Origin of the sequence: Micromonospora sp. NPDC050276 (assembly GCF_044459545.1) — a bacterium.
GTDB lineage: Bacteria > Actinomycetota > Actinomycetes > Mycobacteriales > Micromonosporaceae > Micromonospora.
The window spans coordinates 110,338-129,712 of sequence record NZ_JBITJA010000009.1; the positions used below are offsets into that span (position 1 = coordinate 110,338).

20 protein-coding genes are annotated in these 19,375 nt (G+C 73.0%); 5 read left to right on the forward strand and 15 right to left on the reverse strand.

Annotated elements, in window-relative coordinates; all coding sequences use genetic code 11:
- Positions 1-12: 12 nt before the first annotated feature.
- From tsaD to tsaB, 3 genes are read right to left on the reverse strand one after another with little or no spacing between them, the layout of a single operon-like run.
- Positions 13-1,059: a tRNA (adenosine(37)-N6)-threonylcarbamoyltransferase complex transferase subunit TsaD gene (gene tsaD / locus ACIBF8_RS21195; RefSeq protein WP_396785039.1), complete on the reverse strand. Its 1,047-nt coding sequence runs from the start codon at positions 1,057-1,059 to the stop codon at positions 13-15.
- Positions 1,052-1,534 (reverse strand): ribosomal protein S18-alanine N-acetyltransferase, encoded by a 483-nt coding sequence (gene rimI, locus ACIBF8_RS21200; protein ID WP_396785040.1) that lies wholly within the window; start codon positions 1,532-1,534, stop codon positions 1,052-1,054. Before rimI ends, tsaD begins: the two co-directional genes overlap by 8 nt.
- The gene (gene tsaB, locus ACIBF8_RS21205; protein ID WP_396785041.1) at positions 1,531-2,208 is read right to left on the reverse strand and encodes a tRNA (adenosine(37)-N6)-threonylcarbamoyltransferase complex dimerization subunit type 1 TsaB; all 678 of its coding nucleotides are present in this window, start codon (positions 2,206-2,208) and stop codon (positions 1,531-1,533) included. Before tsaB ends, rimI begins: the two co-directional genes overlap by 4 nt.
- Before the next feature lie 351 nt (positions 2,209-2,559).
- Between tsaB and ACIBF8_RS21210 the strand changes: the two genes are divergently transcribed.
- Complete coding sequence (locus ACIBF8_RS21210; protein ID WP_396785043.1) at positions 2,560-3,264, forward strand: helix-turn-helix domain-containing protein; 705 nt, start codon at positions 2,560-2,562, stop codon at positions 3,262-3,264.
- Between the two features lie 11 nt (positions 3,265-3,275).
- Here ACIBF8_RS21210 and ung read toward each other — a convergent pair whose 3' ends face one another.
- The 6 genes from ung to ACIBF8_RS21240 all read right to left on the reverse strand — a co-directional run bounded on the left by ung (position 3,276) and on the right by ACIBF8_RS21240 (position 8,725).
- Entirely contained in the window at positions 3,276-3,977 is a 702-nt protein-coding gene (gene ung, locus ACIBF8_RS21215; protein WP_396785045.1) for a uracil-DNA glycosylase, read from the reverse strand.
- A gap of 65 nt (positions 3,978-4,042) precedes the next feature.
- Positions 4,043-4,525: a tRNA (adenosine(37)-N6)-threonylcarbamoyltransferase complex ATPase subunit type 1 TsaE gene (gene tsaE / locus ACIBF8_RS21220; protein WP_396785046.1), complete on the reverse strand. Its 483-nt coding sequence runs from the start codon at positions 4,523-4,525 to the stop codon at positions 4,043-4,045.
- Complete coding sequence (locus tag ACIBF8_RS21225; protein WP_396785048.1) at positions 4,522-5,625, reverse strand: alpha/beta fold hydrolase; 1,104 nt, start codon at positions 5,623-5,625, stop codon at positions 4,522-4,524. The genes tsaE and ACIBF8_RS21225 overlap by 4 nt, the downstream gene beginning before the upstream one ends.
- Complete coding sequence (alr, locus tag ACIBF8_RS21230; RefSeq protein ID WP_396785049.1) at positions 5,622-6,740, reverse strand: alanine racemase; 1,119 nt, start codon at positions 6,738-6,740, stop codon at positions 5,622-5,624. The genes ACIBF8_RS21225 and alr overlap by 4 nt, the downstream gene beginning before the upstream one ends.
- A 91-nt stretch (positions 6,741-6,831) precedes the next feature.
- Positions 6,832-8,301, reverse strand: a complete 1,470-nt coding sequence (locus ACIBF8_RS21235; RefSeq protein ID WP_396785050.1) for an NAD(P)H-hydrate dehydratase — start codon at positions 8,299-8,301, stop codon at positions 6,832-6,834.
- 55 nt (positions 8,302-8,356) lie between these two features.
- Positions 8,357-8,725 (reverse strand): holo-ACP synthase, encoded by a 369-nt coding sequence (locus tag ACIBF8_RS21240; protein WP_396785051.1) that lies wholly within the window; start codon positions 8,723-8,725, stop codon positions 8,357-8,359.
- Positions 8,726-8,899: 174 nt separating this feature from the next.
- On the opposite strand from ACIBF8_RS21240, the gene ACIBF8_RS21245 reads away from it, so the two are divergent.
- Together ACIBF8_RS21245 and ACIBF8_RS21250 are read left to right on the forward strand one after the other, a co-directional pair.
- On the forward strand, positions 8,900-9,196 hold the full coding sequence (locus tag ACIBF8_RS21245; RefSeq protein ID WP_396785052.1) for a hypothetical protein: 297 nt from the start codon (positions 8,900-8,902) through the stop codon (positions 9,194-9,196).
- Positions 9,193-10,797, forward strand: coding sequence for an alpha/beta hydrolase (locus ACIBF8_RS21250; protein WP_396785053.1), 1,605 nt, complete (start codon positions 9,193-9,195; stop codon positions 10,795-10,797). Before ACIBF8_RS21245 ends, ACIBF8_RS21250 begins: the two co-directional genes overlap by 4 nt.
- Before the next feature lie 57 nt (positions 10,798-10,854).
- Here ACIBF8_RS21250 and glmS read toward each other — a convergent pair whose 3' ends face one another.
- Positions 10,855-12,768, reverse strand: a complete 1,914-nt coding sequence (glmS, locus tag ACIBF8_RS21255; protein ID WP_396785055.1) for a glutamine--fructose-6-phosphate transaminase (isomerizing) — start codon at positions 12,766-12,768, stop codon at positions 10,855-10,857.
- Positions 12,769-13,341: 573 nt separating this feature from the next.
- Here glmS and ACIBF8_RS21260 point away from each other — a divergent pair.
- Entirely contained in the window at positions 13,342-13,842 is a 501-nt protein-coding gene (locus ACIBF8_RS21260; RefSeq protein ID WP_396785056.1) for an MmpS family transport accessory protein, read from the forward strand.
- Positions 13,843-13,920: 78 nt separating this feature from the next.
- Positions 13,921-15,078 (forward strand): pyridoxal phosphate-dependent aminotransferase, encoded by a 1,158-nt coding sequence (locus ACIBF8_RS21265; protein WP_396785239.1) that lies wholly within the window; start codon positions 13,921-13,923, stop codon positions 15,076-15,078.
- On the opposite strand, the gene ACIBF8_RS21270 is transcribed toward ACIBF8_RS21265, so the two are convergent.
- The 5 genes from ACIBF8_RS21270 to ACIBF8_RS21290 form a co-directional block, all read right to left on the reverse strand.
- Positions 15,044-15,298 carry a hypothetical protein gene (locus tag ACIBF8_RS21270; protein ID WP_396785057.1) on the reverse strand — a complete coding sequence of 85 codons (255 nt, stop codon included), beginning with the start codon at positions 15,296-15,298 and terminating at the stop codon, positions 15,044-15,046. The two genes, ACIBF8_RS21265 and ACIBF8_RS21270, sit on opposite strands and share 35 nt — an antisense overlap.
- Before the next feature lie 30 nt (positions 15,299-15,328).
- On the reverse strand, positions 15,329-16,684 hold the full coding sequence (glmM, locus tag ACIBF8_RS21275; protein ID WP_396785059.1) for a phosphoglucosamine mutase: 1,356 nt from the start codon (positions 16,682-16,684) through the stop codon (positions 15,329-15,331).
- Positions 16,685-16,800: 116 nt separating this feature from the next.
- On the reverse strand, positions 16,801-17,265 hold the full coding sequence (gene rpsI / locus ACIBF8_RS21280; protein ID WP_145778939.1) for a 30S ribosomal protein S9: 465 nt from the start codon (positions 17,263-17,265) through the stop codon (positions 16,801-16,803).
- A gap of 20 nt (positions 17,266-17,285) precedes the next feature.
- Positions 17,286-17,729: a 50S ribosomal protein L13 gene (gene rplM, locus ACIBF8_RS21285; RefSeq protein ID WP_007465158.1), complete on the reverse strand. Its 444-nt coding sequence runs from the start codon at positions 17,727-17,729 to the stop codon at positions 17,286-17,288.
- A 209-nt stretch (positions 17,730-17,938) separates the two neighbouring features.
- Positions 17,939-19,321, reverse strand: a complete 1,383-nt coding sequence (locus tag ACIBF8_RS21290; protein ID WP_396785060.1) for a nitrate/nitrite transporter — start codon at positions 19,319-19,321, stop codon at positions 17,939-17,941.
- Positions 19,322-19,375: the final 54 nt, after the last annotated feature.

Below are 19,375 nucleotides of genomic sequence, written 5' to 3' on the forward strand. Positions count from 1 at the left end.
CGGCCGCTCCCGTCACACGCTGACCGTGGTCAGCGGCAGTGCCGAGTCGGCCGGCAGGTCCAGGCGGCTGGGCGCGACCCCGGCTGCGACCAGGTGCGAGCCGAGCGCGGCCACCATCGCGCCGTTGTCGGTGCACAGCTTCGGCCGGGGCACCCGGACCCGAATGCCGTACTTCTCGGCCCGCTGCTCGGCCAGTGCCCGTAGCCGCGAGTTGGCCGCCACTCCCCCGCCGATCACCAGGGTCTCGATGCCCTGCGCCCGGCAGGCGGCGAGCGCCTTGTTGGTCAGCACGTCGCAGACCGCCTCCTGGAAGGACGCGGCCACGTCGGCCACCGGCACCGATTCGCCGGCACGCTGGCGGGCCTCGACCCACCGGGCCACCGCCGTTTTCAGCCCGGAGAAGGAGAAGTCGTACCGGTGGGCGGCGAGGTCCTTCGCCGCGGTCAGACCGCGGGGGAAGGCGATCGCCTCGGCGTCGCCGGAACGCGCCTCCCGGTCGATGGGCGGGCCACCCGGGAACGGCAACCCGAGTAGCCGGGCCACCTTGTCGAACGCCTCCCCGGCCGCGTCGTCGATGGTGGCACCCAGCGGCGTGACGCCCCGGGCCAGGTCGTCGACAAGCAGGAGGGACGAGTGGCCGCCGGAGACCAGGAGCGCGATGGCGGGTTCGGGTAGTGGGCCGTGCTCAAGGGTGTCCACCGCGACGTGGGCGGCGAGGTGGTTGACGCCGTAGACGGGCTTCTCGGCGGCGAGCGCGTACCCCTTGGCGGCGGCGACGCCCACCAGCAGTGCGCCGGCCAGCCCAGGCCCGGAGGTGACCGCGATCGCGTCGATGTCGGCCAGCGTGACACCGGCCTCGGTCAGTGCCCGGTCCATGGTCGGCACGATGGCCTCCAGGTGGGCCCGGCTGGCCACCTCCGGCACCACACCGCCGAACCGGGCGTGCTCCTCGACGCTGGAGGCGAGCGCGTCGGCCAGCAGGGTGTGCCCCCGCACGATGCCGACGCCGGTCTCGTCGCAGGAGGTCTCGATACCCAGGATCAGTGGTTCGTCAGCCATGGTCGTGTGGTCCGTCCCCGGTCAGCTCGGCGTCGCGCCGCATGACCAGCGCGTCGGTGTTGCTCGGTTGGTAGTAGCCGCGCCGCACCCCGACCGGCTCAAAACCGTAGGTCGCGTAGAGCCGCTGGGCTGCCACGTTGTCCACGGCGACCTCCAGCAGGGTGCTGCGGGTGTCACGTCGGGCCGCCTCGGCGAGCAATTCCTCCAGCAGGGCGCGGCCCACGCCGCGCCGCTGGGCGTCCCGGCGCACAGCGATGTTCTGCACCCACACCTCGTCCGGCGGTGCGCCGGCGAGTCCGGCGTAGCCCAGCACCGAACCGTCGGCGTCGACGGCGACCCGGTAGTGGTGCCCGTTGGCCAGCTCGCTCCAGAACATGGCCGGCGACCACTTCTCAGCGCCGAACAGGTCCGCCTCGATCGGCAGCACCTCGTCGATGTGCCACCAGCGGAACCTTTCGAGCCGCACGGAAGTCACGGGAGGACCGGTTTACGGCCGGTGGCCGCCACGGCGTCCGGGCGGCGCAGGTAGAGCGGGGTGAGCCGCTCACTGGCCGCACCGGCCCGGATCCGCTCGGCGGCGAGCAACGCCAGCACGGTGGCGTCCGGGTAGCGCAGCTCGACCCGAACCGGCAGATCCAGGATCTCCGCATACCGGTGCGCCCCGTCGCCGACCGCGATCGTCGCGCCCAACTCGCGGGCGCGCGCGGCGGCCACCGCCGGCGCAGACACCTCGGGCCCGACGATCCGCTGGCCGGCGCCGTCGTAGACGGCCCAGTAGAGCTCCTTGCGCCGGGCGTCGCTCGCCGCCAACACCGGTTCGCCGGACGCCGCCGGGTAGCCGATGGCGTCCAGCGAACAGACGCCGTACGTGGGGATGTCGAGCACCTGCCCCATCGTCGCGGCGGTGACCAGGCCGACGCGCAGCCCGGTGAACGGTCCCGGGCCGAGCCCGGCGACGATGGCGGTCAGGTCACGCGGGCGCGCGCCGGCGTCGGCGAGGACCGCGTCCACCTGGGGCGCGAGCAGCTCACCGTGCGCGCGGGCGTCGACGGTGCACCGGTGCGCCCGGGACGCCACGCCGTCCGCCGAGACCTCCACCAGCGCTGCGGTGACCGCGGGGGTCGAGCTGTCCACCACGAGTACGAGCACGGTAAGCCAGCCTAGCCGCCCCGCCCCGCGCCCCGGTCACGCCCCGCCCCGCTGCGCCCCGCCCCGCTCCGCCACCCACGGTCACTCCCATCCAGGCGAACCAGCCCCGGCGGGCGACCCCCCACCCGGCCCGATCCCACCGCATGGTCCCGAGCCACCACGGCGGCCACATCCTGCAATGAGTGTGATGTCTGTGAGTCATCTTGATGACTCACAGACATCACACTCATTGCGACAAGGCCCGCCAGCAGACGGATATCGACCGGGCGGGCCTTCAGCCCGAAACGATGGCGAGTCGTCAATCTGGCGCAGCGGTACCGAGGACGTCTCGCCCTGGGCCACCATGCCGGGATGTCATCCACTCGCCTCGTCAAGCTTCTCGGCGCTGAGGTACGGCATCAACGACAACTACGCGAGCTGAGCCAGCGTCAGTTGGCCGCGCTCGCCGAGGTCAGCCAGGCTGCGGTGGCCCGGTTCGAACGCGGTGAGCGGGCGCCGACCATCCCGGTGTTGGAGCGGTTGCTCGCCGCGATGGATGTGCAGTTGGTCATCGGGGTCGAGCCATTGGACGCGCACCTCGACGCCCGGATCGACGAGCTGGCCGCCCGGCCGATCGCCAAACGGATCGACGAGCTCGGCCTGGACGAGCTGCTGGACCAGCTCGCTGACTTCCCGCAGGTGATCACCGGCACCACCGCGGCGCTGTTGCAGGGCGCGCCGGTGCCGGTCGACGCGCTGGAGATCGCCCTGCGCTGGCGGGACTCCAAACCATTCACCCGTTGGCTGGAGACGAACTACGGCCAGCGGTGGAACGCTCGCTGGGGTGAGTTCGGCGGGGTGTGGTTGGAGCCCGAGGAGCCGGGCGAACACCGATGGTCGACCTGGTACGGGGAGATCAGGGCCACGATGTGCGACGAGCTCCCCGAGACGATCGAGGTGCGCCACGGCGGGCGGAGTTACCCGGTGGTGCCGCTTGTCGAGCTGGAACTGAGCGAGCCACGCGCCGCCGAGCTGTTGCGCCGTTACCGGGACCGGCAGCTGGCCGGCGGCGGTTGAGCAGCAGCGGCTCAGCCGGTGGTGCGCTCCCAGTCGATGGTGGGCAGGCCGGCGTCGGCGAGCGCCTTGTTGGCGGCGCTGAACGGGCGGCTGCCGAGGAAACCGCGCGGATTCATCGGGCTGGGGTGACCGGCCTCCAGCACCACGTGCTGCGGATTGGTGACCAGCGCGGCCTTCTTGCGGGCGTAGCCACCCCAGAGCAGGAAGACCACCCGCTGCGGTGCCGCGTCCAGTGCCCGGATGGTCGCGTCGGTGAACTCTTCCCAGCCGGCGTTGGCGTGCGAACCCGGGGTGGCCTGACGGACGGTCAGCACCGCGTTGAGCAGCAGCACACCCTGGGCGGCCCAGCCGTCGAGATTGCCGCTGCGCGGCTTGGCCACGCCCACGTCCTCGCCCAGCTCCTTGAAGACGTTGCGCAACGACGGCGGCACCGTCACACCCTCGCGGACGCTGAAGCTCAACCCGTGTGCCTGCCCGGCCCGGTGGTAGGGATCCTGCCCGAGAATCAGCACCCGGGTGTCCTGCGGCGGGCAGAGCCGGTACGCCGAGAACAGATCCTCCAGCGGCGGGAAGACCGTCTGCGTCGCGTATTCCCGGGCGACGAACTCGGCCAACGCGGCGGTGCGTGCCGGGTCGAGGTGCGGGGTGAGCACGGCACGCCACTGCTCCGGCAACAGAGCCAGCAGATCCAGGGCGGGGGTGTCGTCGGGCATCAGGAACCTCTCACAGCGCGGGTCGGTCCCCCGCACTCTAGGCATCGGGTACGACAGCGACCGGCCTAGCCCAGATCCGCGAGCCGCCGGGCCCAGTCGCCGCCGATCGGGTCCAGCTCGACGACGCGGGTGTCGTCGTCGCGGCGGTCGATGCGGACCCGCAGGTGGGCGTCCACCAACTGCTCCACCAGGCCCTCACCCCACTCCACGACGGTCACCGAGTCGTCCACCGACGCGTCCAGGTCGAGGTCGTCGATCTCGGCGCGCGGGTCGGTGGCGTCACCCAGCCGGTACGCGTCGGCGTGCACGAGCGCCACCCGACCGCCTCGGGCCGGATCGGGGCGGTGCACGCGGGCGATCACGAAGGTCGGCGAGGTGATGTCCCCGAGGACGCCGAGCCCGGCGCCGATGCCCTGGGTCAACGCGGTCTTGCCGGCGCCCAACGGGCCGGTCAACAGCACCAGGTCGCCGGCGCGCAGCAACCCGGCCAGCCGCCGGCCGAAGTCCCGGGTGTCCTCGACGGTCGGCAGCTTGACGACGTGACTCACCGTTCCTCCACGCTCTGCAATGACTCCAGGAACCGCGCCAGCGCGGCGTTGACCTCGTCCGCGTGCTCCAACATCACCACGTGACCGCTGTCCTTGATCTTCACGAACTCGGCGTCCGGCAACCGACGGACGATCTCCTCGGAGTGGGTCACCGGAGTGATCATGTCCTTGTCGCCGACCACCACCAACACCGGAGTCGCCGCCAACGCCGCCAGCGCCGGGAAGCGCGAGTGGGTGGCCAGGGTCCGCAGGTAGCGGGTCACCGTGTCGGCCGACGTCCGGGAGTTCATCGTCTCCACGTACGAAACCAGTGACGGGCTGGGCTTGCGGGTGCCGAAGCCGTACTTGCGGGTCAGCAGCCAGGCCACGTTCGACGTCGACTTGCGGGCCTTGTCGATCACCGGCCCGCCGTACCGGGTGGCGTTGCTGACCATGTAGAGCACCGGGCCACCGACCCGACCGAGCAGCGCGGGCGCGACCAGCTTGGTCTCCGCGATGAGCCCGCCCGACGTGGCCATCAGCACGGTGCCCACCACCCGGTCACCGAACAGCTCCGGGAACAACTCGGCGAACGCCATGATGGTCATCCCGCCCATCGAGTGACCGACCAGCACCAGCGGCCCGTCCGGGGCGGTCCGGTCGATCACCTGGCGCAGCGTGCGCCCCAGCACCGTGAGATCGTACTCCCCGGTCTCCAACCGGCCGGACCGACCGTGACCAGGCTGGTCGTACGCCACGATCCGGTAGTCACCCCGGGCGGCCAGCATCTGGCGCTGGAAGTGGAACGTCCCCATGTCCAGGCAGAAGCCGTGCACCAGCACCACCGTCGGATGCCCCGGCACCGGCCGGGTCGGCTCGACCACCTCGACGTGGATGTCCGTACCGTCCGGCAGCTCCAGGCGGAACGCCTCGTCGTACCGCTGCTCGTCGAACGTCTCGTGCGCGTAGCGGTCGGCCGGGTCGGCCTTGAGCCGGCGGACCAGGGTCCGTTCGGTCGCGACCCCAGCCGCCAGACCCGCCGCGGCCACCCCCACCGCCGCGCCCACGATCCCCGCGACCCGGCCCGCAGCCGTGCGCGGACGCGGAATGCGATAGCTCATGATCTTTCGCCGTCGTAGACCCGGGGCACCCGAGTGCCGCCGAACCGGGTGACGATCTCGTAGTTGATCGTGCCAACCGCCTCGGCCCAGTCGTCCGCGGTCGGCTCGCCGTCGACGCCGCTGCCGAACAGCGTCGCGACGTCGCCGTCGGCCACCGGGTCGTCGCCGCAGTCGAGCACGAACTGGTCCATGCAGACCCGGCCCGAGATCGTCCGGCGTACGCCGCCGAGCTGCACCGGGCCGGTGTTGGACGCGTGCCGGGGAACCCCGTCGGCGTATCCGAGCGGCACCACGGCCAGGTTCGCGTCGGCGTCGGTCGTGTAGGTGTGCCCATAGGACACGCCGGTGCCGGCCGGCACCCGCTTGGTGAGCATCACCCGGGCGCGGGCGGTCATCGCCGGCCGCAGCCCGTACGTCTCACCGGCCACCGGGGAGAGCCCGTAGATGGCCAGACCGGGGCGGACCAGGTCGAAGTGGGTGTCCGGGCGGGTGAGGGTGGCCGCCGAGTTGGCGAGGTGCCGCCAGCGCGGGCGCAGCCCGGCCCGCTCGACCATGGCCAGCCCTTCCTGGAAGACGGCCAGTTGACGGTCGGTGGTGGGGTGGCCGGGCGAGTCCGCGTACACGAAGTGGCTCCACACGCCGACCACCTCGACCAGGCCGTCGGCCTGTGCCTTCGCGGCGGCGTCCAGCAGTGCCGGCCAGTCGGCGACGGTCGCACCGCCCCGGGACAGCCCCGTGTCGATCTTCAGGTGCAGGCGGGCGGGACGCCCGGCGAGGCGACTCGCCTCGATCATCTCGTCCAGTTGCCCGAGACTGGCCGCGCCCAGATCCACCCCGGCGCTGACCCCCTCGTGCAGCGGCAACCCGGGGGCGAGCAGCCAGGCCAGCACCGGCACGGTCACCCCGCCCCGCCGCAGCGCGAGGGCCTCGTCGAGGGTGCAGACACCGAGCCAGTCCGCACCGGCGTCGAGCGCCGCGCGGGCGGCCGGAAGCATGCCGTGGCCGTACCCGTCGGCCTTCACCACCGCCATCAACTCGGCGGTCGTGCCGGAGCGGAGCCTGCTCACGTTCTCGCGGATCGCGTCAAGATCGACGCGCACCTCGGCCTGCCACATGTGCCCAGCCTACTTTCCGCCGTGATCACCGCGGGCGGCGACGCACGTCCCCGGCGCGGTGATCCGGTCACCGCACCCGGAACCGACCCGTTCAGCCCAGCCGGGCCAGCACCGGACGCAACGCGGTCGCCACGTCGGGCGCGGTCACCGGCCCGCCCCGGGTCGCCTCCCGCCCGGCGAGCCCGTGCAGGTACGCGGCCGAGGCCGCCGCCCGGTCGGCGGGCACCCCGGCCGCCAGCAGCGAGCCGAGCAGCCCGGCCAACACGTCGCCGGTGCCCCCGGTGGCCAGCGCCGGGGTGCCGGTCGGGTTGACGTACGCCCGGCCGTCCGGCGTGCCGATCACCGTGCGGTCGCCCTTGAGCAGCACCACAGCGTTCATCCAGGCGGCCAGCCGCAGCGCGGCGCCGACCCGGTCGGCGCCCGGCTCCTCCCCGCACAGCCGGGTGAACTCGCGGTCGTGCGGGGTGACCACGATCGGCGCGTCCCGACCCCGCAGCCGGTCGGCGAGCGAGCCGTCCACCAGCAGGGTCAGCGCGTCGGCGTCGAGAACCACCGGCACCGGGGCGGCCAGTACGGCACGCAACTCGGCCGCCGCGTCGGCACCGGTGCCCAGCCCGGAACCGCAGACCCAGGCCTGCACCCGGCCGGCGTCGGCGACCCGCCCACTGGCGATCACCGAGGGGTGCTGGTGCAGCACCTCGGCCCGGGCGCTACCGGCGTAGCGGACCAGGCCGGTCGGCCCGGCCAGGGCACCACTCACGGAGAGCACCGCCGCACCCGGGTAGGTTGCCGAGCCGGTCGCCACCCCCACCACGCCCCGGGTGTACTTCTCCGACGCCGGGCCCAGCTGGGGCCACCAGTCGACCAGGTCGGACCATTCGGTGACCCGCAGCGCCGGGGTGCCGCGCAGCCACGGGCGCAGCCCGATGTCGACCAGCTCGACCTGCCCGGCCAGGGCAGCGGCCGGACCGACAACGAGGGCGGGCTTCAGCGCGCCGAAGGCCACCGTCACGTCGGCGCGGACCGCGGTGGGCTGGCCGGACGCGGACAGCGGCACGTGGCCGGTGTCCACCGCGACCCCGCTGGGCACGTCGACCGCCAGCACGGTGGCCCGCGCACCGTCGCGTCCACGCAGCTCGCCGAGGCGCTGGACCATCTCGTCCGCGTTCGCTCGCAGCCCGCCGGTGCCGCCGATGCCGACGATGCCGTCGAGGACCAGGTCGACCGGGCCGGTCGGGCCCGGCACCAGCCGGCCGCCGGCGGCGCGCAGCGCGGCCAGACCGGCAGCGTGCGCCCGCCCGGGGGTGAGCAGCACGGCGGACACCTGGACACCCCGGCGGGCCAGCCGCTCCCCCGCGTACAACGCGTCACCGCCGTTGTCGCCCGAGCCGACCAGCAGCAGCACCCGGCCGCCGTACACCCCACCTCGCTCGGCGAGCAGCAGCGCGGCACGGCGGGCCAGCCCGGCGGCGGCCCGCTGCATCAGCGTCCCCTCCGGCAGCGTGCCCATCAACCCCGCCTCGGCCGCCCGTACGTCGGCCACCCGCCACACCGCTCTCATGCCACCCTGTCCCATTCCGTTCGCGGGCGGGCCCGAACGGCCCTCCCGGCCGACGTCATCGTTCCGCGACCACCATCGCCGACGCGATCCCGCCGTCGTGCGACAACGAGAGGTGCCAGTGGTTGACCCCGCGCGCCTCGGCCACCGCCGCGACGGTGCCGGAGACGGCCAGCCAGGGGCGGCCATCCGGGTCGGGCACGATCTCGCAGTCGTGCCAGTGCAGCCCGGCCGGAGCGCCGAGCGCCTTGGCCACCGCCTCCTTCGCGGCGAACCGGGCGGCGAGCGACTCTGGCGAGCGCGGGTTGCCGGCGCGGGTGTGCCGCTCGGCGTCGGTGAAGAGTCGGTCGGCGAGCAGCGGCGTCCGTGCCAGCGCCCGGGCGAACCGGTCGACCAGGACGACGTCGATGCCGACAGCGACGATCACCACATCACCCTACCGGCGGTCGGGGCCGCAGATTAGCCGTCGGGCTCGCGCTGGGCAACGCCTGTGGACACCCCCGGGTACGCCTCGACGCCGGCTGTCCACAGGGCACCGCGCGACCTCCGGTACGCGCCTAGCGTCAGCGCGTCGATACCGATCGTCCACGGGGGTGTGGTCATGTCCGACGAGCCGTTCGCCGTCCGGCCGGAGGAATTGCGGGCGGTCGCCGCCCTGCTCGACGACGAGGCCCGCCGGTTGGCGTCGGGCCTCGCGGGGCTACCCGGGCTGGTGGTGGCGGCGCCCGAGTGGCAAGCCGGCGCGGCCCTGGCCGCGCTGGAGGCAGCCGGGCACGCCTGGTTCTGCCGGCGGGGTGCCCAGGTGGCGGCGGCCTCCGGTGGGGTCCGGGTGGCGGCCGAGGCGTACGAGTCGGTGGACGACCGGGCCGCCGACCGGTTCGCCGCCCTGCCCCGGTGAGCGGCGTCGGCTACCGGCAGCTGTGGGCTGCCGACCCGGGCGGGTGGCGGGCCGCCGGGGCAGCATGGGCGGGGTTGACCGGGCCGGTCGACCGGCGCGTGGCCGGCCTGCGTACGTCCGGCGAACGGTTGCGGAGTGGGTGGTCGGGTGCGGCGGCCACGGCGGCGGACACCCGGCTCGCCGGTCTCCGTGCCGAGCTGGCCTCGATCGCACCCGCGCTGATCGAGGTCGACCAGGTGCTGGCCGAGTTGGCCGGTCGGCTGACCGTGGCGAAGGCACGACTCACCGAGGCGGTCGCCCAGGCCGAGGCCGCCGGCCTGCTGGTGGACCGCTCGGGCGGGGTCCATCCCCGGGTTCGCCCCACCGACCGGGCCGGAGCGGCAGCGGCCGGCATGGCGGTGGCCGGGGTGGCCGCCATCGTGCGGGACGCGCTCGACCGGGCAGCTGCGGCGGACCGGGTCGCCGCCGACCGGTTGGACGACCTGGCCCGAGCTGCCGGCACCGGCTGGGCGTCCCCGCCCCCGCCGGGCCGGCCGGCCTCCGGGTCCGCGCCGAGCCTGGTCCACGCCTGGTGGTCCGGTTTGACGCCGGCTCAGCGACGGTGGTTGATCGGGCGCGAGCCGGCCCTGGTCGGCCGATTGGACGGGGTGCCGGTGGCCGCCCGCGACCAGGCCAACCGGCTACGGCTCGGGGTCTGGCGCGAGGAGTTGCTGGCCGAGCGGCGACGCTTGCTGGCCCGGGTGCCGCCGGGGCCACTCGCGTCGATCCGCCTGCGCGGGTTGGCCGGGCGGTTGACCGGCCTGGACGCGCTGGTCGGGCGGTTGACGGCCGGCGGGGCGCCACGGGCGTACCTGCTCGGGCTGGATCCGGCCGGTGAGGGCCGTGCGGTGGTGGCACTCGGCGACCCGGACCACGCCGACCGGGTGCTGACCTACGTGCCGGGGATGACCGCCGGCCTGGACGACGCCCCCGGCGAGTTGGGCAGGGCGGCCCGAGTGCTGGACCGGTGCGCCGCGCTCGCACCGGGTGAGCGCAGCGCGGCGGTGCTCTGGCTGGACTACGACGCTCCGGATCTGCTGACCGAGGCCGCCTCGGCGGGCCAGGCCCGGGACGCCGGCCCGGCGTTGCACCGTTTCCAGGAGGGGCTGCGCGTCAGCCACGACGGGCCACCGGCCCGGCAGACCGTGCTCGGGCACAGCTACGGGTCGCTGGTGGTGGGGGTGGCGGCCCGGGAGCACGGGCTCGCCGCCGACGCGCTGGTCTTCGTCGGCTCGCCCGGTGTCGGCGCGTCGCACGCCGGCGAGCTGGGCGTGCCGCCCGGGGAGGTCTGGGCGAGCAGCGCCCCCGACGACGTGATCCGGGCGGCCCGGTCGGCGGACGAGCTGGGTCGACGGGCCCTGTGGGGTGCGGCTCCGCTGGCCGCCGTGCTGGGCTGGCCCGCCCAGACCGGGCACGAGCTGTGGTTCGGGCACGACCCGTCGGATCCCGGGTTCGGTGGCCGGGTCTTCGACAGTGGACGCGGCGGCCACACCGGTTACTGGGACCCGGGCAATCCCGCGCTGGACGGGATGGCCCGGGTCGTGCTGGGCCGCCCGCTGTGACGACGGAACCCGGCCTCCGCGGGGTGCGGCGACCGGGGTTCCGGACGTGGACGGCGGTTACTCGACGGTGACCGACTTGGCCAGGTTGCGGGGCTGGTCCACGTCGTGCCCCCGGGCGGCGGCGATCTCGGCGGCGAGCACCTGCAGCGGCACCGTGGTGACGAGCGGGGCCAGCAGGGTGGGCGTACGCGGCACGTAGATCAGGTGGTCGGCGTACCGGACGACGGCCTCGTCACCCTCCTCCGCGATCACGATGGTCCGTGCGCCGCGCGCCCGGACCTCCTGAATGTTGGAGACGACCTTGTCGTGCAGCATGCCCCGGCCGACCGGCGAGGGCACCACGCAGATCACCGGCGTGCCCTTGTCGATCAGCGCGATCGGGCCGTGCTTCAGCTCACCGGCGGCGAAGCCCTCGGCGTGCATGTACGCCAACTCCTTGAGCTTCAGCGCGCCCTCCAGGGCCACCGGGTAGCCGACGTGCCGGCCGATGAACAGCACCGTCGGCTCGGACTTCAGGTCGCGGGCCAGCTCGCGGACGGGCTCGATCCGGTCGAGCAGCTCCCGCAGCTTGCCGGGAATCTCCTGCAACTGCGCGACCACCGCGCCCACCTCGTCGGCGAACTTGATCCCGCGTACCTGGGCCAGGTGCAGACCGATCAGGTAGCAGGCGACGACCTGGGTCAGGAACGCCTTGGTGGAGGCGACGGCGATCTCCGGCCCGCCGTGGGTGTAGAGCACGGCGTCCGACTCGCGGGGGATGGTCGAGCCGTTGGTGTTGCAGATCGCCAGCACCCGGGCCTTCTGCTCCTTGGCGTGGCGCAGCGCCATCAGGGTGTCCATCGTCTCGCCGGACTGCGAGATCACCACGATCAGCGTGGACCGGTCGAGCACCGGGTCGCGGTAGCGGAACTCGCTGGCCAGCTCCACCTCGCACGGGATCCGGGTCCAGTGCTCGATGGCGTACTTGGCGACCATGCCGGCGTGGTACGCGGTGCCGCAGGCCACGATGAAGATCTTGTCGACGTCGCGCAGATCCTGGTCGCTGAGGCGGACCTCGTCGAGGGCGATCTCACCGCTCTCGGTGAGCCGGCCGAGCAGCGTGTCGGCGATGGCCTGCGGCTGCTCCTCGATCTCCTTGAGCATGAACCAGTCGTAGCCGCCCTTCTCCGCGGCCGAGGAGTCCCAGTCGATGTGGAAGTCCTTGCCGGCGGCGGGCTGGCCCTCGAAATCGGTGATCTCGATGCTGTCACCGGTGATCAGCACGATCTGGTCCTGGCCCAGCTCGACCGCTTCCCGGGTGTGCTCGATGAACGCGGCCACGTCGCTGGCCAGGTAGTTCTCCCCGTCGCCCCGGCCGACCACCAGCGGCGAGTTGCGTCGGGCGCCGACCACCGCGCCGGGCACGGCGGCGTCCACCGCGAGCAGGGTGAACGCGCCCTCCAGTCGCTGACAGACGACGCGCATGCCGGCGGCGAGCAGCTGCGGGCTGTCCGGCTGACCGGCGGCGCGCAGGTCGGCCAGCGCGGCGGCGAGCAGGTGCGCGGCGCACTCGGTGTCGGTGTCGCTGGCGAACTGGACGCCATCGGCTTCCAGCTCGGCGCGGAGCTTGGCGAAGTTCTCGATGATGCCGTTGTGGATCACCGCGACCCGCCCGTCGGGAGCGACGTGCGGGTGGGCGTTGCGGTCGGTCGGGCCGCCGTGGGTGGCCCACCGGGTGTGCCCGATGCCGGTGGTGCCGTCACCGATGCCGATCGGGCTGGCCGCGCAGGACGTCGGGTCGTCGGCGGCTCGCTCGGAGAGCACCTTCTCCAGGTTGGCCAGCTTGCCGGCCTTCTTCTCGGTCAGCAGCTGGTCGTCGCAGACGATCGCGACGCCTGCCGAGTCGTAGCCGCGGTATTCCAGCCGCCGCAGCCCGTCGAGCACGATGCCGAGTGCGGGGCGCGCGCCCGCGTATCCCACGATTCCACACATGGCCCGCAGCCTAACCCAGTTTCGCTCATGATGGGTGCTCGAAAGTCGGGTTATCAATCACGGAATCTGAGCGATCGGTGCTTGGACGGCCGCAACGGGACGAGCGTCACAGGCCACTCGCGCCCCGCCCTGGATGGCGGGGTTGCGACCCGCCTTCCGGTGCGACAGTCTCTCGGCGGGTTTGGCGCTCCCGTCCACGGCCCGTTCGTCCCATACCCACTCCCACCCGGAGCAGCCATGTCCGACGCGCCCCCGCCCGACCCATCCCCCTCACCCGCACCGGACCCGGCCTCCTCCGCACCCCCACCGGATCCGACGGCAGCGCCCTCCTCGGCTCCGTTCCCGCCCCCCGACCCGCTGGCACTGGGCCAGCCGTGGGTACCGCCGGCCCCATGGTCACCGTCCCCGCCGGCCGCGCCGTGGACGCCGCCTCCGCCGGCTGGCTGGCCACCGCCGGCTGGCTGGCCACCGCCCGGCTATCCGCCGCCGTACGCCTACCCCGGGTATCCGCAGGCCCCCGTCAGACCGGCCACGAGCAGCGGGCGAGTCGTCGGAATCGTCGTCGCGGTCGTCGTGGCACTCGCGCTACTCGTGTGTGGCTGCCTCTGTGTGGGCGGCCTGTGGCTCGATCAGACCAACCCGGACCCGGTCGCCGAGGAACCGTGGGGCTACCCCGATGACGACGGCTGGACCCCACCGAGCGCCGGACCGCTCCTCCCGGACCGACCCACCACCGGGCCGACCGTCGCGGCGCCCAGCCCCAGCAAGCAGCCGATCACCCGACCGACCTCCGGACCGGCCCCGGTGACGGTGGCCTACGAGCTGACCGGAACGGGCACGGTCGACCTCGCGTACTTCGACGCCGAGAGCGACCTCATCCACGTCGACGGCCAGAAACTGCCCTGGCGCACCGCCATCCGCACCAACGGCAAGAGCCGGGTCATGGTGGAGGCCAGATGGGCCGACGATGAGGGTGAGAAACCGCTCGACTGCACCGTCACGGTCACCGGCGCGGGCAAGCCGGTCGTCAACAAGACCCGGGGGTACTGGGCGACCAGTTGCGCGATCGAGTGAGGCTGGGGCTCAGCCCGGGGCACCCGTAGGCTGGCGGGCGTGACGACGAGCACCGATGTCGACCCGCTGGTGGCCCGGATGCGGCCGTTCGGCACGACGATCTTCGCCGAGATGTCCGCCCTCGCCGTGCGCACCGGCGCGGTCAACCTCGGCCAGGGCTTCCCCGACACCGACGGCCCACCGGAGATGCTGGCCGCCGCCGCCGAGGCGCTGCGCAGCGGGCAGAACCAGTACCCGCCCGGCCCGGGGATCCCCGCCCTGCGCGCGGCCGTCGCGGCTCATCAGCTGCGGTTCCACGACCTGGCGTACGACCCGGACCGCGAGATCGTGATCACCGCAGGGGCGACCGAGGCGGTCGCGGCGAGCATCCTCGCCCTCTGCGAGCCGGGCGACGAGGTGGTCTGCTTCGAGCCGTACTACGACTCGTACGCCGCCTCGATCGCACTGGCCGGCGCGGTCCGCCGGCCGGTGACGCTGCGCCCCACGGCCGACGGTCGGTACGCCTTCGACCCGGCGGCGCTGCGTGCGGCGTTCGGCCCGCGCACCCGGCTGGTGCTGCTGAACTCACCGCACAATCCGACCGGCAAGGTCTTCACACCGGCCGAGTTGGCGCTGGTCGCCGAGTTGTGCCAGGAGTTCGGCGCGTACGCGGTCACCGACGAGGTGTACGAGCACCTGGTCTTCACCGACGCGGCGAGCCCGCACGTGCCGCTGGCCAGCCTGCCCGGGATGCGGGAGCGGACGCTGCGCATCTCGTCGGCCGGCAAGACGTTCTCCTGCACGGGGTGGAAGGTCGGCTGGGCGAGCGGCCCGGCGGCGCTGGTCTCGGCGGTGCTGCGGGTGAAGCAGTTCCTCACCTTCGTCAACGCCGGGCCGCTGCAACCGGCGGTGGCCGTGGCGCTGGCCCTGCCGGACGACTACTACACCGGCTTCCGGGACAGCCTCCAGCAGCGGCGTGACCAGCTCGTCGGCGGACTCACCGACGCCGGGTTCACGGTGCTCACCTCGGAGGGGACGTACTTCGTCACCGCCGACATCACCGCCCTCGGCGGCCGGGACGGGGTGGAGTTCTGCCGGTCGTTGCCGGAGCGCTGCGGCGTGGTGGCGGTGCCCACCCAGGTCTTCTACGACGACACCGACGCGGGCCGGCGGCTGGTCCGGTTCGCCTTCTGCAAGCGCCCCGAGGTGCTGACCGAGGCGGTCACCCGGCTGCGCGCCCTGACTCCGAGCCGCTGACCTGGCCTCCGTCTCCGAGCAGCACCGACTCGGCGTCGTCGACGAACGACAGGTCCGCCGACACGTGCCGGCTCGCCGCGGTGAGCAGCAACCCGACCACCGGATCCTCGGCGCCCCGGCGCAGGCCGTCCAGATTGCGCAGCTCGACGGACGCGTCACCGAGGACCTCGACCTCACCGACGGCGAGGACCCCGCAGACACGTACGGGCGGGCGACCCAACTGCGGTTGTAGGAGCGCCGGTAGGCGGTGTCAGCCGACCGGGCTCGCGGTGCGGACCAGCTCGGCGATCCGCTCGGCAACGGATCGGGCGGTCGCCTCGGTGGCCGCCTCCACCATCACCCGGACCAGCGGCTCGGTGCCCGACGGGCGCAGCAGCACCCGGCCGGCCTCGCCCAGCTCCGCCTCGGCCCGCTCGACTTCGGCGCGTACGGCTGGCGCGGCGGCACCGACGGTCCGGTCGCCGACCGGCACGTTGATCAGCACCTGGGGCAGCTTGGTGACCACCGAGGCCAGCTCGGCGAGGGACTGGCCGGTGGCCGCCATCCGAGCCATCAGGTGCAGACCGGTGAGCACGCCGTCGCCGGTGGTGGCGTGGGCGGGCATGACGATGTGGCCGCTCTGCTCACCGCCGAGCGCCAGCCCGGAGGCACGCAACTCCTCCAGCACGTACCGGTCGCCGACCTTGGTCTCGATCAGGCGGATGCCCTGCGCGGACATGGCGAGCCGCAGCCCGAGGTTGCTCATCACGGTGGCCACCAGGGTGTCCTGGGTGAGCGTGCCGGCGTCCCGCATGGCCAGCGCGAGGATCGCCATCACCTGGTCGCCGTCCACCTCGTCGCCGTCGGCGGTGACCGCCAGGCAGCGGTCGGCGTCGCCGTCGTGGGCGATGCCCAGGTGGGCGCCGTGCTCGACCACGGCGGCGCGCAGCGCCTCGATGTGGTTGGAGCCGCAGTCGTCGTTGATGTTCAGCCCGTCGGGCTCGGCGTGGATGGCGATGACCTCCGCGCCGGCCTCCCGGTAGGCCACGGGGGCGACCTCGGCGGCGGCGCCGTTGGCGCAGTCGACCACGACCTTGATCCCGTCCAGCCGGTGCGCGACGGTGCCGACCAGGTGCTGGACGTAGTGGTCGGCGCCGTCGAGCAGGTCGTGCACGCGGCCGACGCCGGCGCCGGTGGGCCGGTCCCAGGCGGTGGTGGCGTTCGTCTCGACGGCCGCCTCGATCCGCATCTCGATCTCGTCGGGCAGCTTGTGCCCGCCGGCGGCGAAGAGCTTGATGCCGTTGTCCGGCATCGGGTTGTGCGACGCGGAGAGCATCACGCCCAGGTCGGCCTTGGCTTCGGCGGTGAGGAACGCCACCGCGGGGGTGGGCAGCACGCCGACCCGCACCACGTTGGCGCCGGCGCTGGTCAGACCGGCGACCACGGCGGCCTCCAGCATCTCGCCGCTGGCGCGGGTGTCCCGGCCGACGACGGCGAGCGGCGGATGGCTGCGGTCCGTCTCGGCGAGTGTGTGCGCGGCGGCCACCGCGAGCGCCAGCGCCAACTCCGGGGTGAGATCCGCGTTTGCCCGCCCGCGTACGCCGTCCGTGCCGAACAACCGACCCATACCCGCCAACCTCCGAATGAGCACTGCCTGTGAGGAGAAAGCGGAACGGCCGACCCACCTCCCCAGCAGGGGAGGCGGACCGGCCGTCCGTCAGAAGTACAACGCGCTGGAGAAGATCAGCGCTTCGAGTACTGGGGAGCCTTACGGGCCTTCTTGAGGCCGTACTTCTTGCTCTCCTTGACCCGGGCGTCCCGGGTGAGGAAGCCGGCCTTCTTCAGAGCCGGGCGGTCGTCCGGCTCGTTGACGATCAGCGCCCGGGCGATGGCCAGCCGCAGCGCACCGGCCTGGCCGGTGGTGCCGCCGCCACGCAGGTTGGCGATGACGTCGAACGCCTCGGGCTTCTCGGCGGTGACCAGCGGGTCCTTGATGAGCTGCTGGTGCACCTTGCTCGGGAAGTAGGCCTCGAGGTCGCGACCGTTGCAGGTGATCTTGCCGGTGCCCGGAACGATACGGACCCGGACGATGGCCTCCTTGCGCCGACCCACGGTCTGGATCGGGCGGTCACCACGCGGCGCGCGGGCGACGGGCGCCGGTGCCTCGGTGACCTCGGGGGCGACCTCGGTCTCGGTGATGTCGGTCATGCTGCTTCCTTCGCCCGCGCTCACTGCGCGATCTGCTTGATCTCGAACGGCACCGGCTGCTGCGCGAGGTGCGGGTGCTCGGCACCGGCGTAGACCTTCAGCTTCTTGATCAGCTGACGGCCGAGCTTGTTGTGCGGGAGCATCCCCTTCACGGCCAGCTCGATGGCCCGCTCGGGGCGCTTGGTCAGCAGCTCGTCGTAGCCGACCTGCTTCAGACCACCCGGGTAACCGGAGTGGCGGTAAGCGACCTTGGTCTGGCGCTTGTTGCCGGTCAGCGCAACCTTGCCCGCGTTCACGATGACGACAAAGTCGCCCGTGTCGACGTGCGGCGCGAAAGTCGGCTTGTGCTTACCACGCAGCAACGTGGCGGCGTGGGTGGCCAGGCGGCCCAGCACGACATCAGAGGCGTCGATGACGTGCCACTGACGCTCGATCTCACCCGGCTTCGGGCTGTACGTACGCACAGGTCTACCTTGTCTCGTCGTCGGTCTGGGGTCGCGCGCCGAGGTGACCAGAACTTGCAGGCCGGACCAGCGCGCACGAACGACCAAGCGTACCTGATGGGGCACGCCTCTGGATGTCGTACAACAGCAGGCAACGATACCCGGCGCCCCGTCCGCAGGTCAAAACGGGGGTGCGGTGCCGGGCGGCGACACGCCGGCCGTGGCCCAGCTCACACGTTGGCGAGCCGATCCGCCCTCGGCCGGCGGTAGACGACCCAGGTGACCGCGAAACACAACGCGTACCAGCCGATGAAGGCCAGGTAGGCCGCGTCGGCGTTGCCGGAGCTGAGGAACGACTGCCGGAACGCGATGTTGACCAGCACCCCGCCGAAGGCGCCGATCGCACCCGCGATGCCGATCAACGCGCCGGTCATCCGCCGCGCCCACCGCGCGGCGGCCTCCGGATCACGCCGGCCCGTGGCCACCGCGTGCGCCGCCCGGTCCCGGAAGATCGCCGGGATCATCTTGTAGGTGGAGCCGTTGCCGATGCCGGAGAAGACGAAGAGGGCGAGGAACCCGGCCAGGTAGAGCCCGAAGGAGCGCTCCCGGGCCGCGTACAGCACGGTGCCCGCGCCGGCCGCCATCGCCACGAAGTTCCAGAAGGTGACCCGCGCCCCACCCAGCCGGTCGGCGAGGTGCCCGCCCAGGGGCCGGATCAACGAGCCGACCAGCGGGCCGAGGAAGGTCAGCCAGGCCGCGTCGATCGGGGTGGGGAACCGCTCGGCGAACTGCAGCTGGAGCACCTGACCGAAGGCGAAGCCGAAGCCGATGAACGAGCCGAAGGTGCCGATGTAGAGCAGCGACATCACCCAGGTGTGCGGGTCGCGGGCCGCCTCCCGCAACGCACCCGGCTCGTTGCGCGCCCCGGGCACGGTGTCCAACCAGCGGGCCGCTGCCAGCGCGGCCAGCACGATCAGCGGCAGGTAGACCGCCGGCACCAACCGGGGGTACGCGGCACCGGCGGTGGCCAGGACCGCCAGTCCGACCAGCTGCACCGCGGGTACGCCCAGGTTGCCGCCACCGGCGTTGAGCCCGAGCGCGCGCCCCTTGAGCCGCGACGGGTAGAACAGGTTGATGTTCGCCATCGAGGAGGCGAAGTTGCCGCCGCCGACCCCGGTGAGGCAGGCGAGCACCATCAGGGTGGTGTAGGACACCCCGGGTTCCAGCAGCACCGTCATCGGCACCGCGGGCACCAGCAACAGCAGTGCGCTGATGATCGTCCAACGGCGTCCGCCGAAGCGGGCCACCGCCAGCGTGTACGGCAGGCGCAACACCGCGCCCAGGGCGGCGGGCACTGCGGTGAGCAGGAACTTCCCGGCCGGATCGATGCCGTACGCGGGGCCGAGGAAGAGCACGGTGACCGACCAGAGACTCCACACCGAGAAGCCGACGTGCTCGGCGAAGATCGAGACCCAGAGGTTGCGCCGGGCGATCGGCGCGCCGGTGGTCTGCCAGAAGTCCGGGTCCTCGGGGCGCCAGTCGTGCAGCGGTTGCCGGCGACCGGTGACGGCAGGCGGCTCGGCGGTGACTGCGGTGCTGGTGAGCGTGCTCACGGCGGCTCCTCCTCGTCGATGTGACGAGGAGAGACGCTAGGAACACCCGGTTAC